General features: G+C 72.6%; 12 protein-coding genes. 6 read left to right on the forward strand and 6 right to left on the reverse strand.

Features of this window, described 5'->3' with window-relative positions:
• Positions 1-53: 53 nt before the first annotated feature.
• Together ACH4TL_RS11370 and ACH4TL_RS11375 are read right to left on the reverse strand one after the other, a co-directional pair.
• Positions 54-1,319, reverse strand: a complete 1,266-nt coding sequence (locus tag ACH4TL_RS11370; protein ID WP_398331065.1) for an MFS transporter — start codon at positions 1,317-1,319, stop codon at positions 54-56.
• Positions 1,320-1,433: 114 nt separating this feature from the next.
• Entirely contained in the window at positions 1,434-2,219 is a 786-nt protein-coding gene (locus ACH4TL_RS11375) for a DeoR/GlpR family DNA-binding transcription regulator (RefSeq protein WP_398331063.1), read from the reverse strand.
• A gap of 107 nt (positions 2,220-2,326) precedes the next feature.
• Between ACH4TL_RS11375 and ACH4TL_RS11380 the strand changes: the two genes are divergently transcribed.
• From ACH4TL_RS11380 to ACH4TL_RS11400, 5 genes are read left to right on the forward strand one after another with little or no spacing between them, the layout of a single operon-like run.
• Complete coding sequence (locus ACH4TL_RS11380; RefSeq protein ID WP_398331060.1) at positions 2,327-3,013, forward strand: HAD family hydrolase; 687 nt, start codon at positions 2,327-2,329, stop codon at positions 3,011-3,013.
• A gap of 5 nt (positions 3,014-3,018) precedes the next feature.
• A complete protein-coding gene (locus tag ACH4TL_RS11385; RefSeq protein WP_398331057.1) occupies positions 3,019-4,089 on the forward strand; it encodes a 2-hydroxyacid dehydrogenase in 1,071 nt (356 codons plus the stop codon).
• Positions 4,086-5,582 (forward strand): FGGY family carbohydrate kinase, encoded by a 1,497-nt coding sequence (locus tag ACH4TL_RS11390; protein WP_398331055.1) that lies wholly within the window; start codon positions 4,086-4,088, stop codon positions 5,580-5,582. The genes ACH4TL_RS11385 and ACH4TL_RS11390 overlap by 4 nt, the downstream gene beginning before the upstream one ends.
• Positions 5,579-7,339, forward strand: coding sequence for a dihydroxyacetone kinase family protein (locus ACH4TL_RS11395; RefSeq protein ID WP_398331052.1), 1,761 nt, complete (start codon positions 5,579-5,581; stop codon positions 7,337-7,339). Before ACH4TL_RS11390 ends, ACH4TL_RS11395 begins: the two co-directional genes overlap by 4 nt.
• On the forward strand, positions 7,336-7,800 hold the full coding sequence (locus ACH4TL_RS11400) for a ribose-5-phosphate isomerase (protein WP_398331050.1): 465 nt from the start codon (positions 7,336-7,338) through the stop codon (positions 7,798-7,800). Before ACH4TL_RS11395 ends, ACH4TL_RS11400 begins: the two co-directional genes overlap by 4 nt.
• Here ACH4TL_RS11400 and ACH4TL_RS11405 read toward each other — a convergent pair.
• Positions 7,797-9,350, reverse strand: a complete 1,554-nt coding sequence (locus tag ACH4TL_RS11405) for an amidase family protein (protein ID WP_398331046.1) — start codon at positions 9,348-9,350, stop codon at positions 7,797-7,799. The genes ACH4TL_RS11400 and ACH4TL_RS11405 overlap by 4 nt on opposite strands.
• 208 nt (positions 9,351-9,558) lie before the next feature.
• On the opposite strand from ACH4TL_RS11405, the gene ACH4TL_RS11410 reads away from it, so the two are divergent.
• The gene (locus ACH4TL_RS11410; RefSeq protein ID WP_398331043.1) at positions 9,559-10,839 is read left to right on the forward strand and encodes a YeeE/YedE family protein; all 1,281 of its coding nucleotides are present in this window, start codon (positions 9,559-9,561) and stop codon (positions 10,837-10,839) included.
• A gap of 20 nt (positions 10,840-10,859) precedes the next feature.
• Here ACH4TL_RS11410 and ACH4TL_RS11415 read toward each other — a convergent pair whose 3' ends face one another.
• The 3 genes from ACH4TL_RS11415 to ACH4TL_RS11425 form a co-directional block, all read right to left on the reverse strand.
• Positions 10,860-11,429: a toxin gene (locus ACH4TL_RS11415; RefSeq protein ID WP_398331040.1), complete on the reverse strand. Its 570-nt coding sequence runs from the start codon at positions 11,427-11,429 to the stop codon at positions 10,860-10,862.
• The gene (locus ACH4TL_RS11420) at positions 11,426-11,866 is read right to left on the reverse strand and encodes a helix-turn-helix domain-containing protein (RefSeq protein ID WP_398331037.1); all 441 of its coding nucleotides are present in this window, start codon (positions 11,864-11,866) and stop codon (positions 11,426-11,428) included. Before ACH4TL_RS11420 ends, ACH4TL_RS11415 begins: the two co-directional genes overlap by 4 nt.
• 295 nt (positions 11,867-12,161) lie before the next feature.
• Positions 12,162-13,340 (reverse strand): MAB_1171c family putative transporter, encoded by a 1,179-nt coding sequence (locus ACH4TL_RS11425; protein WP_398331034.1) that lies wholly within the window; start codon positions 13,338-13,340, stop codon positions 12,162-12,164.
• Positions 13,341-13,410 lie beyond the last annotated feature (70 nt).

The raw sequence follows: 13,410 nt of genomic DNA on the forward strand, positions 1-13,410 counted from the left end.
GCACCAGGTTCCGGTCACCGGCCGGACGACCGGGGAGGACGGGCGAGGGTGCGTTACGACGAGGCCGTGGCGCCCGCCCGCGACGCGTCGGACGCCACCGGCCCGCCGCCATCCTCCCGCTCCTCCGGCAGCTTCAGCAGCAGCGTCAGCACGAAGGCCACCAGGTACAGGGCGAGGAAGACCAGGGTGACCCCGCCCGCGCCGACCAGCGGGAAGAACAGGCTGGCGAGCGCCGGGCCGACGAAGGCCGCGCCGCCCGCGCCCAGGTTGAGCAGGGCCATCGAACCGCCCTTGTTCTCCGGGGCCATCGACGGGATGAGCGCCGAGATGGGGACGAAGCCCGCGAGGGTCGCCCCGTAGAACATTCCAGCGAGCACCGCGACCCAGAAGTAGTCCGGGCCGAGCCACACCGGTACGAAGTACAGCGTCGTGACGCTGATCGCGCAGCCCAGGGCGCCGAAGCCCGCGATGGTGGTGCGCCAGCCGATGCGGTCGGAGAGCACACCGAAGATCAGGTTGAAGAAGATGTTCGTGCCGTAGATGATCGCCAGCAGCTGGAGCCACTTGTCCTCGCCGAAGCCGACATCGTCCGAGAAGATCCGCGGCAGGTACACCAGCATGCCGAACTCGGGAGCGGTGTTGATGACCCGCACCAGGCAGCCCACCAGGACGCGCGGATGGGTCCAGATGATGGAGACGGAGTTGAGCAGGCTCTGCCCGGTGGTGACCTCCGGCGGTGCCATCCGGTCACCGCCGGGCCTGCGGCGCGCGCCGACCAGGGCGATGGCGCCGCCGAGCAGGATGAGGGCGAGCGCGGACCACAGCGTGCCGAGGCGGCCGAACGAGGGGATGGTCAGGCTCGACCACAGTGAGCCGAGGGTGGGGAGGCCGCCCGTGAAGGCGAAGTAGAACCAGCCGACGGCGGTGCCCAGCCGGGCCTTCGGCGCCGTGTTGGTGATCCATACGAGGAAGCCGAAGGCGAAGAGCGGGTAGCCGAAGCCGCGGATGCCGTAGAACACCAGCATCAGCGGGTAGTTCTCGGTGCCCAGCGCGAACAGCAGATACAGGGCGTCGAAGACGGCCCAGATCGCCAGGCCGATCCACATCACCCGGCGCGGCCCCCACACCTGGCACAGCGCACCGGAGAACCACGACGCCAGCATGACGGCGATGCCGTACACCGTGATGACGTACCCGGCCCGTACGTCCGTCCCGGCGCCGTGGTCGGCCATGTACGGGGCGATGAAGCCGGATTCGACACCATCGCCGATCATGAACAGGAGCACGCCCACATAGCCCAGGACCAAGGCTTTCGGCATCGCTACCTCCACTCTGAGGTGTGTCTGCGGTGAGACGGAGTACGACCGCAGATACTCAGGCGCGCCGAGAGAAATATCAAGAGTCTTGGTAAAACTAACGAGCCGAGATGTTAATTATCCCGCCTCGACCACCCGCACATCGGTCAGCTCCCGCATCTCCCGCAGCAGCTCCTCGTCCACCGGACCGGTCAGCAGCACATGGTCGAAGGAGTCCACGCTCTCCAGCCGGTGCAGCGCCCGGCGGCCCACCTTGCTGTGGTCCATCAGCAGCACGCTCGTCGCACCCGCCTGCCGGGCCGCCCGCTTGATGCTGACGATCTCCTGCTCCTGGTGGAACGTCATGCCCGCGGTCATCCCTGAGGTGGACAGCACGGTCAGATCGACGGAGATGCCGCTGATCATGTCGATCGCGGGCAGCCCGATCCAGGAGTCATGGGTGCGCGAGTACTCGCCGCCCACGCAGATCAGCCGGATGCCCTCGGCGCCCCGCAGCTCCTCCGTGATCAGACGGTAGTTCGTCACCACGGTCACCGGCCCCACCTCGGGCAACAGCCGCGCCAGGGCCAGAGCCGAGGTCGAGTCGTCCAGCATCACCGACATCCCCGGCGCCACGAACGACAGCGCGGCGCGGGCCAGCGCCTGCTTCTCGTCGGTGTGCGCGTGCAGCCGGAAGTCCGAGCTGGACTCGAAGACCATCGAGGGCTGCGCGGAGACGCCGCCGTGGTACTTGCGCAGGATGCCGCGGTCCGCCAGCTCGGCGATGTCCCGGTGGACCGTCATCAGGCTGACGCCGGTCAGCTCGGCCAGCTCGGCCACGGTGGCGTCCCCCCGGGCCAGGACGTGGTCGACGATCAGTTGGTGTCGCTGCTGCCGCGCACCGCGCGAAGACGGGAGAGTCATGGCTCCATCCTGCCGTGCCAAATTCTCACATGTAACCAGTGACAACTCACACTGGGACTGTTAATTTCACGGTGACGTAATCATCGCCCAGGGGATCAGGGGTACGCATGGCCGACGCAGTGGTCTTCGACATGGACGGCGTCCTGGTGGAGAGCGAGCATCTGTGGGAGGAGCTGTGGACCGCGTACGCTGCCGCGCACGGCCGGTCCTGGGGCCCGGAACAGACCCGTGACGTGCAGGGGATGAGCGCCCCCGAGTGGGCCGCCTACCTCACCCGGTTCTGCGGTGAGGGCGGCTTCGCCGAGGACGCCGAACGGATCGCCGACACGGAACGGACCGTCGTCGACGGCATGGTCCAGGCGCTGGCCGACGGGCGCATCGAGCTGCTGCCGGGCGCCCGCGAGATGATCACCGCCACCGCCGAACGCGGACCCGTCGCGCTCGCCTCCTCCGCGCCGCGCCGGGTCATCGACGCCGTCCTCGTCCACCACGGCGTCGACCACCACTTCAAGGCGACCGTCTCCAGCGCCGAGGTGCCGCGCGGAAAGCCCAGCCCGGACGTCTATCTCGCCGCCGCGAGCGCCCTCGGCGTGGCCCCGGAGCGCTGTCTCGCGGTCGAGGACTCCAGCAACGGACTGCGCGCCGCCGCGGCCGCCGGGATGACCGTCGTGGCCATCCCCAATCCGCAGTACCCACCGGCCGCGGACGCCCTCGCGGCCGCCGCCTTCCGCTCCCCGGAGCATGGCGCCGTGACAGAGTTCCTGCTCAGCAAGCTCGACGCCCGAGGAGAGTGACCGACATGACCACGGTCCTGGTAGCAGGCGACGATTTCATCGCCCCCGAACTCTTCTCCGCCGCCCTCACCGAGGCCCTGCCCACCGCCGGGCCGGCCTTCCGTACGCTGCGCACCCGCTGGCCGAACGAGCCCTTCGGCCCGGTCGGCGCCGACGAGCGGGGCAACGGCGGCGTCAAGGAGGCCAGCGGCACCGAGGAACAGGTGCTGGAGGCGCTCGGTGACGCGAGCGTCGCCCTCACCCAGATGGCGCCCTTCACCGCCCGGGTGATCCGCGAGGCGCCCCAGCTGAAGTTCATCGGCGTGGCCCGCGGCGGCCCCGTCAACGTGGACGTGGCCGCCGCCACCGCCGCCGGGATTCCCGTCACCTTCACCCCCGGGCGCAACGCCGCCGCGGCCGCCGAATTCGCCGTGGGCCTCATCCTCGCCTCCCTGCGCCGCATCACGTTCGCTGACGCCGCCCTCAAGGAGGGCGTGTGGCGCGGCGACTACTACGCCTACGAGAACGCCGGTCTCGAACTCGACGGCGCCACCGTCGGCCTCGTCGGATACGGCGCCATCGGCGCGATCGTCGCCCGCGTGCTGCGCGCCTTCGGCGCCCACGTCCTCGTGTCCGACCCGTACGCGGACCCGGACCGGGCGAAGGCCGACGGTGTCGAACTCACCGTCCTGGACGACCTGTTGCGGCGCAGCTCGGTGGTGAGCCTGCACGCCCGGGTCACCCCGGAGACGCGGCATCTGCTCAACGCCGGCAACCTCGCCCTGCTGCCCGAGGGCGCCGTCCTCGTCAACTCGGCCCGCGGTGATCTGCTCGACTACGCCCCGCTGCCCGGCCTGCTGGAGTCCGGCCGCCTCGGCGCGCTCGCCCTCGACGTCTACGACGTCGAACCGCCCCCGGCGGACTGGCCGCTGCACCGCGCCCCCAACGTCATCATGACGCCGCATCTGGCGGGCGCCACCCGGCAGACCGCCGACCGGGCCGCCGCGATCACCGCCGCCGAGGCCGCCCGCTTCCTGCGCGGTGAGCAGTTGCGGCACGTCGCCAACCCGGAGGTGCTGACCGGAGGCCGATCGTGATCGTCGGAGTGGACATCGGTACGTCGGTCACCAAGGCCCAGCTGATCTCCCGCGACGGTCGCACCACCCCCGCCCACGAGGCCCGCAGCACCGTCTACACCCTGCCGGGACAGCGCGTCGAACAGGATCTGGACGATGTCGTGGGCACCGTGGAGACCGTCATACGGGCGGCCCTCGCCGACGCCGCGGAGATGGACGGCGAACCCGTCGAGGCGCTGGCCCTCACCGGGCAGGGCGACGGCCTGTGGCTGCGCGACGCCACCGGCGCCCCTGTCGGCCGCGCGCTGTCCTGGATGGACGGCCGGGCCGCGGACCGGCTCGACCGGTGGACCGCCGACGGCACCCTGAGCGCCCTGCACCGGCGCACCGGCGTCGGCCTGTTCCCCGGCTCCGCCGCGCCCCTGCTGGCCCATCTCGCCGAACACGAGCCCGAGCGGCTGGCGGCGGCCCATGTCGCCGGGTACTGCGTGGACGCCGTCGTCCAGCGGCTGACCGGCGCCGTCACCGTCGACGCCTCGGACGCCTCACAGCCGTTCCTCGACGTGGCCACCCGCACGTACGACGAGACCGCGCTCGACCTGTGCGGGTTGTCCGACCACCGCCGCCTGCTGCAGGACCCGGCGCCGCCCGGCACCCTGCACCGGCTGCTGCCCGACGCCGCCCGGAGGCTGGGCCTGCCACCCGATCTGCCGGTGTCCGCCGGGCCGTTCGACATACCCGCCTGCGCCTTCGGCTCGGGAGTGGCCGAACCCGGCGAGGGCAACCTCATCATCGGCACCACCCTCGCCGTCCAGACCCTCGACAGCGAGCCGCGCCCGGCCGCCGCCGACGAACCGGCCGGAATGGTCCTGGCCACCCCGTACGAGGGCCGGTTCCTGCGCGTCATGCCCGCCATGATCGGCACCGCGGGCCTGGACTGGCTGCTGAAGCTGCTCGACGTGAAGATCGAGGCGCTGGACGCGCTGCTCGTCCAGTCCCCGCCCGGCGCCTCCGGCGTCACCGCGCTGCCGTTCCTGTCCGCCAGCGGCGAGCGCGCCCCCTTTGTCGACGCGCGGGCCCGCGGCCGGTTCGACGGCCTCTCCCCGCTGTCCGGCCGCGCCGACCTGGTACGGGCGCTGTGCGAGGCCGTCGCCTACTCGGCCCGGCACTGCATGGACACCCTCGGCGTCTGCGGCGCCGTCACCGCGTGCGGCGGCGGCGCGCGCTCCGGGGAATGGGCGCGCATCTTCGCCGGAGTCCTCGGCCGCGACCTGGAGGTCTGCGACGACGCCGTGGGCATCCGCGGCGCCGCCCAGACCGCCTGGCACTCCCTCGGCACCCCCGTCGACCCCGCCGCCTGGCGCGCGCCCCGGCGCACCGTGCCCGCTGAAGCCGGTCTGATCGACCACTACGCCGAGGGCTACGCCGACTACCGCCTCGCCCTCGACGCCGCACGCGACGGCTGGAACACCCGCGGCGGACGCAGCACACCGAGCACACGGAGCACGCGATGACCAGGCTCTTCAACGACCCCGCCCGGTTCACCGACGACATGATCACCGGGTTCGCCGCCGCCCACCCCGAGCACGTACGGGCAGTGCCCGGCGGCGTGGTGCGCGCCAGCGCCACCGCCGAGGGCAAGGTGGCCGTCCTCACCGGCGGCGGTTCCGGCCACTACCCCGCGTTCTGCGGGGTCGTCGGCCCCGGATTCGCCGACGGCTCGGTCATCGGCGACGTGTTCACCTCCCCGTCGGCCGCCCGCGCCCGCTCGGTCGCCGAGGCGGCGGAGGCGGGCGGCGGTGTCCTCTTCCTCTTCGGCAACTACGCCGGGGACGTCATGAACTTCGGCCTCGCGGCACGGCAGCTCACGGACGACGGCATACCCGCCCGCTGCTTCGCCGTCACCGACGACATCGCCTCCGCAACCGCCGACCAGACGGCGCGGCGGCGCGGCATCGCGGGCGGGTTCGTCGTCTTCAAGACCGCGTCGGCGGCCGCCGAGGAGGGCGCCCCGCTGGCGGACGTCGTCCGCGTCGCCGAGCACACCAACGCCCGTACCCGCACCCTCGGCGTGGCCTTCGACGGCTGCACGCTGCCGGGCGGCGAGGCACCCCTGTTCACCGTCCCCGAGGGCCGCCTCGGTCTCGGCCTCGGCATCCACGGCGAACCGGGCGTCAGCGAGGACGCCCTGGGCACGGCGGAGGAGCTGGCACGGACCCTGGTGTCGGGGCTGCTGGCGGACCGGCCCGCCGACGCGGGCGACGGCGGGCGCGTCGCCGTCGTCCTCAACGGCCTCGGCGCCACCAAGTACGAGGAGCTGTACGTGCTGTGGGGCGCCGTGGCCCGGCTGCTGGACGACGCCGGGCTCACCCCCGTACGCCCCGAGGTCGGCGAACTCGTCACCAGCCTCGACATGGCGGGCTGCTCCCTCACCCTGACCTGGCTGGACGACGAACTGGAGCGGCTGTGGCGGGCCCCCGCCGACACCCCCGCCTTCCGCCGCGGCGCCCCACCCGAATCCGCGGAGGAACCCACGGCTGCCGCCGTACGGGCCGCCACCGCCCCGCGCCGCCGGGAGCGGGCCGCCGCCACCGCGTCGGGCGCGGCGGCCGGGGTCGCGGAGACCGTCGTCCACGCCCTGCGCGCCGCCCGCGACACGCTGCACCGGGACGCGGACGCCCTGGGGCGGCTGGACGCGGTCGCGGGCGACGGCGACCACGGCCGCGGCATGTGCAAGGGCGTCGACGCGGCGCTGACGGCCGCCGAGAAGGCCCACGCCGAACGGCTCGCCCCGGCAGCGGTGCTCAGCGCCGCCGGTGACGCCTGGGCGGCGGAGGCCGGGGGCACCTCGGGCGCGCTGTGGGGCGCGGCGCTGCGCGCCCTCGGCGGCGTACTCCCGGCGGACCGGGCGCCCGCGCGCGAGCAGCTGGCGGCGGCCGCCACGGAGGCACTCACCGCAGTCACCTCGCTCGGCGGGGCCGAGGTGGGCGACAAGACCCTGGTCGACGCCCTCGCCCCGTTCACCACCGCCTTCGCCGAACACCTGCGCGCCGGGGCCCCGGTGACCGAGGCGTACGCGTCCGCCACCGCCGAAGCCCGTACGGCCGCCGAGCGCACCGCCGACCTGCGCCCCCGCCTCGGCCGGGCCCGCCCCCTCGCCGAACGCAGCGTGGGCACCCCCGACCCCGGAGCCACCTCACTCGCCGCGGTCCTCACCGCGGTCGCCAACCTGCCCGCGACTCCTACGACGACAGAAAGCGATGCCGTATGACCACCGCGACTCCGTTCCGGATCGTCGTCGGCTGCGACGACGCCGGTTACGGCTACAAGGAAGCCCTCAAGCAGGACCTGCTGGACGACCCCCGGGTCGCCGAGGTCATCGACGTCGGCGTGGGCAGCGACGAGCACACCGCCTATCCGCACGTCGCGGTCGAGGCGGCCCGCCGCGTCGCCGACGGCACCGCCGACCGCGCCCTCCTGGTGTGCGGCACCGGCCTCGGCGTGGCCATCAGCGCCAACAAGGTGCCCGGCATCCGCGCGGTCACCGCCCACGACAGCTACTCCGTACGCCGCTCAGTGCTCAGCAACAACGCCCAGGTGCTCTGCTTCGGCCAGCGCGTCATCGGCCTCGAACTGGCCCGCGCGCTCACCGACGACTGGCTGGCGCAGCGCTTCGACGAGACCTCCCCCTCGGCGGAGAAGGTCGCCGCCATCCGCAGCTACGAGAACTAGGGCGTGACCGAGGGCAGATAGCGCGGTGCCCGCCAGGCGTGCAGCCGCCGCTCGACCGAGGCCCCCAGGGAGAGGAGCGTGCCGTCCTGGTGGTCACCGGCCATCAGGAGCACGCCCACCGGCAGCTCGCCCACCGACCCGGCGGGCACCGACAGCGACGGGTATCCCGCCACGGCCGCGGGCGTCGAGGACGGGATCACGTCGTTGTCGCCCCGGGCGCAGTCCGTCGTCCAGGCGGGCGGGTTCGTCGGCGAGGCGATGGCGTCCAGCTTGTGGGCGGCCATGGTCTCGTCGATGGAACGCCGGGAGAGGTCCCGCAGCTCGGCGCGCATGGCCCGGTACGCGGGGTCGGAGGTGGACGGCGCGGCAAGGGCCCGCTCGAACAGCTCCTGACCGGCGAAGCAGGTCCGCTCCGCCGGGTGGTTGCGGTTGAACTCGACCAGCCCGGCGAGGTTCCCCGGTCCCTCGCGGGTGGCGAGGTAGGCGTCGATGTCCCGGTGGAACTCGCTGAGCAGCGCCGGGAATTCGAGCTCGGCGAGCCGCTTCTGGTACGGCGGTGTCACCTCCACGACCTCGGCTCCCGCGCGCCGCAGCTCCTTCGCGGTACGGGTCATCACGGCGTCCACCTCCGCGCCGAGCGAGGGCAGCCGCCACAGGCCGATCCGCTTGCCGCGCAGGCCGCTGGGGCGCGCCGGCCGGTCCTGGCGGGGTGCGGTGGCGCCACCGCTGAGCACCGAGAGGGTGAGCGCGGTGTCGGTCACGTTGCGTGCCATGGGCCCCGCGGTGTCCTGTTCGGCGGAGATCGGGACCACGCCGTCCTGGCTGACCAGGCCGAGGCTGGGCTTGTGCCCGACCACCCCGTTCATCCCGGCCGGGCACACGATGGAACCGTCCGTCTCGGTGCCGATCGCCACCTGCGCCAGCGACGCGGCGAGCGCGGCGGCCGAACCGGCGGACGACCCGCATGGATTCCGGTCCAGTACGTAGGGGTTGTTGGTCTGCCCGCCCACCGCCGACCACCCCGACGTCGGCTTCTCCGCACGGAAGTTCGCCCACTCGGACAGGTTGGTCTTGCCGAGGATCACCGCGCCCGCCTCGCGCAGCCGGGTCACCAGGGCGGCGTCGGTGTCCGGCGGGCTGCCCGCCAGGGCCAGCGATCCGGCCGTCGTGGGCGTGCCCTTGGTGTTCACGTTGTCCTTGAGCAGTACCGGGATCCCGTCGAGCGGGCCACGGGTGGCGCCGGCGCGATGCCTGGCGTCGCTGGCGGCGGCCTGGCGCAGGGCCGTCGGGTCGGTGCGCAGCACCGCGTGGATCGTGGGGTCGATGGCCTTGATCCGCCGCAGATAGGCGGCGGTCAGGGCGGACGAGGTCAGCGAACCGTCTGCCATGCGCGCCTGCAATTGCGGGATCGTCACCGTATCGAGGTCGGCGCCGGGGCCGCTCCCGGCCGTGGCGGCCTCAGCGCGCGGATACGGCGCGCCCGCACACAGGGAGCCCACGACCAGGGTGGCGACCACCACGGCGATGCTCCGCTTCCTCTGACCCCTCATGCTTCTCCTGCCCATCGTGCCGTTCATGAGGGCCAGCGGACTATAGGCCCCGGCCCGCCGCAAGGCTCTTTCACGCCGCCGGTCCCCACGCTGTGGCTCACTCCACGGCCCGGCCGGTGACCTGCGGTTCCGGATAGTTGCCGGGGGAACGTATCCTCGGGGGCTGCCGTCCCCCGCTCGCCTTCCCGTACGTCCCAGGAGCCCGCCCGTGACCACCGCCCCGCCTGCCGACGCGGCGAAGACCGCCGGTCTGCTGTCGCCCTCGCCCACCTCCGCGCCCCGGCCGGAGGCGCCCGCCGCGCCGCCGGTGCGCCGGGTGCCGCTCGCCGTGTCCGGGTTGCTCGCCGCGGGGCTGACCGCGTATGTGTGGTCCGCCCAGGGCGCCAAGCCCGGTGTTCTGCTGCTGCTCGGGCTCGCCCTGGGCATCGCCCTCTTCCACTCGCGCTTCGGCTTCACCTCCGCCTGGCGGCAGTTGGTCGCCGTCGGCAATGGCACCGGGCTGCGCGCCCACACGCTGCTGCTCGGTACAACGGCCACGCTGTTCGCCCTGCTCATCGGCACGGGCACCGGGCTGTTCGGTTCCGTGCCCGCGCCCTCGGCCGGCCCGCTGGGACTGGGGCTGCTGATCGGCTCGTTCGTCTTCGCCGTCGGCATGCAGCTCGGTGGCGCCTGCGCGTCCGGCACCCTCTTCGCGGTCGGCTCGGGACAGACGTCGATCGTGCTCACCCTCGGCGGCTTCATCGCCGGTGCGACGCTCGCCGCCTGGCAGTTCGACCTGTGGAAGGACCTGCCCGCGCTGGAGCCGGTCGTCCTGGCCGACCACATCGGCTGGTTCGGCTCCTGGGCGGTGACGATCCTCGTGCTCGCCGCCATCGCCCTGGGCAGCCGCTGGGTGCAGGCCCGCCGCACCCCGCCGCCGACCGGCCCGGTGCCCTCCGCACGCGGTGCCGCCGCCCGGGTGCTGCGCGGCTCGTGGCCGCTGGCCGTGGGCGCCCTGGTGCTGGCCGTGCTGGGAGCCGGAGTGCTGGCGGTGTCCGGCGGTGCGTGGGGTGTCACCAGTGCCTTCAGCCTGTGGGGAGCGGAACTGGTACGGGCCCTCGGCGGCCACCCGGAGAGCTGGAGCTGGTGGCAGCAGCCCGGGAACAAGGAGATGCTGGCGGGCCCGGTACTCGCCGACAAGACCAGTCTCACCGACATCGGCATCATGATCGGCGCGGCGGCCGCCGCGGCGCTCGGCGGCACCTGGACGCTCCACCGCGGCGTGCCGTGGCGTACGGCGGTCGCGGCGGTGCTCGGCGGGGTGCTGATGGGGATCGGGGCCCGGCTGGCGGGCGGCTGCAACATCGGCGCGTATCTCGCGGGCATCGCCTCCGGCAGCCTGCACGGCTGGCTCTGGGGCGCGTTCGCGCTCCTCGGCACCTGGGCCGGGCTGAGGCTGCGGCCACTGTTCGGGCTCGGGAATCCTAAGCCCGGCGACGGCGTCTGCTGAGGACACCCCGGCGGTCGCCGTCAGATCAGGGTGCGCTCGATCCGGCTGAGCGCGGCGTCCCGTCCCGAGGCGGCGCCGTCACCGGTCTCATCGGCGGTGGGCGGCTCACCGGTGCCGCCCACCCGCTGGGAGAGCAGATAGGCGATGATCTCCGCTTCCTGCTCCTGGACGTCGTCATAGGTGGCGCGCAGGAGCATGTCCCGCACGAGATCGGGGTCGAGGTTGGGGAAGAGGAGGCGAGAGCTGGCCTCGTCCAGCCCGCCCGCCCCGTGATGGCGGCAGATGATGTGGCCCAGCTCGTGCAGGACGATGTGCTCCTGATGCGCGCTCGTCGTATTGGCGTCGCAGAAGATCAGGTCCTCGTCGCGGGCGGCGACCCACATGCCACACGGGTGCGACGTGGGGATCGGCATCGGGACCAGCGTGATCGGACGACCCCGGATCTCCCCGAGACAGCGGCAGAGTCCGGCCACATCGGTCACCTCCGGCAGAGCGAGTTCGGCGATCCTCCGCGCACCGGCCTTCCGGAGCCGCTTGAGCTGGCTGCGGCGGTCCTGGCCGGACGACCGCCCCGCCCTGAGGCCCCTCACTCGGGCTCCGCGACATCGGTGACGGGCGGCAGGCCCTGCAACTGCCGGTACTGGTCCATGATGGTCGTGATGGCCTGAAGGTTCTCCTTCTTCATCCCGGCCGCCCGCATCGCCACGGCCCGGACGCCCGCCTGCCGCAGCGCCTCCAGGGCGGCGACCTCGCTGAGCACCGAATCGGCGACCTGGTCGTCGAAGAAGTAGGCCACCGATACGCCGAAGAAGCGCGCCAGGGCGGCCAGCAGGTCCGGTGAGGGATTGGAGCGCTTGCCCGTCCGCAACTGCGACAGATACACACCCCCGACCTTCAGCTCGGGGTTGGCCCGCTTCAGCTCCTCCGCCACCTCGGCGTTGGTCCAGTGCTTGCCCTGCGGACGAACCGTCTTGAAGAGGTTGTCCAGCCGCACCGCCAGTACGGGCCGGTCGTCGGTCTCGGACACGTGATCTCCTCCCTCACCTCCTCGGAATAGCCCTTGGCTCATCCTCAGTTTCCCAGATTAGCTGTCAGTTGACAATCGGGGCCGACTCCGCCACCGTGGGATCTCGCCGATAGCTGTCAGCTAACTCCGCCACGGGGGAGGTCGAGTTGTGCACAGCCCCATCGGTCTGGCCCGCGGGGGACGGGCCAGGTCCGGCCGGACGGGCGCACACCCGTCCGGCCGGACAGGGGAAAACGGGGGAACGGGGGAGAGGCCCGCCTGGACCGACACGGGGTGCGAGTCCGGGCGGGAACTCTCACCGCGCGCCGCTGAGCTTGCGATACGCGGACGCCACCTTGGTGAGCCAGGCGACCTCCGCGGTGAAGTTGTCCGTGTCGCGGTCGTCGAAGTCGCCCGAGTCCTTGCTGTCGTCGGGGAGGGTGCCGTCGCGTTTCGCGTCCAGGGCCTGCCGGATCCGCGCCGCCTCGTCGAATGCCTGCCGGAACTCCTCGCTCACCTCCGGGCCCGCCGCGCCGCCGTCGGCCTCGGCGGCGCGGGCGGCGCGGCCGGTGCGGTCGATGTAGGGGCGTAAGTCCCGCCAGCCGTCCCTGATCTCGACGACCCGCCGGTGGAGGCGGTAGTCGAGGTCGGAGACCGCGGCACCGGGCGGCGGCTCCAGGACGATGTCCGGGGAGGATTCGTACAGATCCCGCCAGAGCGGGTACAGGGCGCGGTACGACCGGTAACGGTGCGCCCACTCCAGCAGCTTGGCGGCCGAGGCACCCCAGGAGGAGATCGTCAGGCTGACCGAGAGGATGACGATGCCCGCCGCGCTGAGGACGGTCGCGACGACCGTCCAGGCGCCGATGTCGATCCCGAGCGCGGCGGTGAGGACGTTGACCGTCCTGGCCGCGCAGTAGAGGAGGAGGACCACCGCGGCCAGCGACATCAGCCGCAGCGCCTGCCGCAGCGGGGCCTTGTCGGTCATCCGCGCGTAGGGGCGGCACTGCCGCCAGATGGTCACGCACGGAACCACCTGGGAGATGATGAAGGCCAGGAGGTAACCGAGGATCAGCGGGCGTCCGCTGCCGGTGTTGAAGTCCGACGCCGGCCGCCGCGGGCCGTCGGCGATGAAGAAGAGCGCGATCAGGAGCGCGGCGAGGGCGCCGCCGGTGATCAGCCAGCCACGGGCCCTGCCCGTCACCGGCCTGTCCCCGCTCGACCAGTGCAACAGGATGATCTGCGCGCTCACGCAGTCGGCGACCGCCGCCACGTGCATCACCAGGATGGCGAGGTTCCTGACGCCCAGGAAGCTCTCGCTCACCATGATGACGACGCCCATGGTGAACGTGACGCACTGGAACAGCAGCGTGGCGAGCAGCGCGCGGTAGGCGTTGTCCCGCCAACTGCGTCCGGCCTGGCACAGCCGGTAGACGAACGCGGCATAGGACGAGAGCGCCGCGATGACGAAGCAAAGGGTCTCAGTGGTGGTCACGGCCCGATTCCCTGCCCAGCGCCGCGCACGCGGCGAACGGTTTCAGTCGCTTTCGCCCCAAGAGACTACG

It is taken from the genome of Streptomyces sp. NPDC021115 (assembly GCF_044333065.1).
GTDB lineage: Bacteria > Actinomycetota > Actinomycetes > Streptomycetales > Streptomycetaceae > Streptomyces.

Bases quoted from the DNA above. Each gene is read 5' to 3' on its own strand.
- ACH4TL_RS11405 (WP_398331046.1), bottom strand. From the start codon at position 9,350: ATGAGGGGTCAGAGGAAGCGGAGCATCGCCGTGGTGGTCGCCACCCTG.
- ACH4TL_RS11400 (WP_398331050.1), top strand. From the start codon at position 7,336: ATGACCACCGCGACTCCGTTCCGGATCGTCGTCGGCTGCGACGACGCC.
- ACH4TL_RS11395 (WP_398331052.1), top strand. From the start codon at position 5,579: ATGACCAGGCTCTTCAACGACCCCGCCCGGTTCACCGACGACATGATC.
- ACH4TL_RS11375 (WP_398331063.1), bottom strand. From the start codon at position 2,219: ATGACTCTCCCGTCTTCGCGCGGTGCGCGGCAGCAGCGACACCAACTG.
- ACH4TL_RS11380 (WP_398331060.1), top strand. From the start codon at position 2,327: ATGGCCGACGCAGTGGTCTTCGACATGGACGGCGTCCTGGTGGAGAGC.
- ACH4TL_RS11385 (WP_398331057.1), top strand. From the start codon at position 3,019: ATGACCACGGTCCTGGTAGCAGGCGACGATTTCATCGCCCCCGAACTC.
- ACH4TL_RS11370 (WP_398331065.1), bottom strand. From the start codon at position 1,319: ATGCCGAAAGCCTTGGTCCTGGGCTATGTGGGCGTGCTCCTGTTCATG.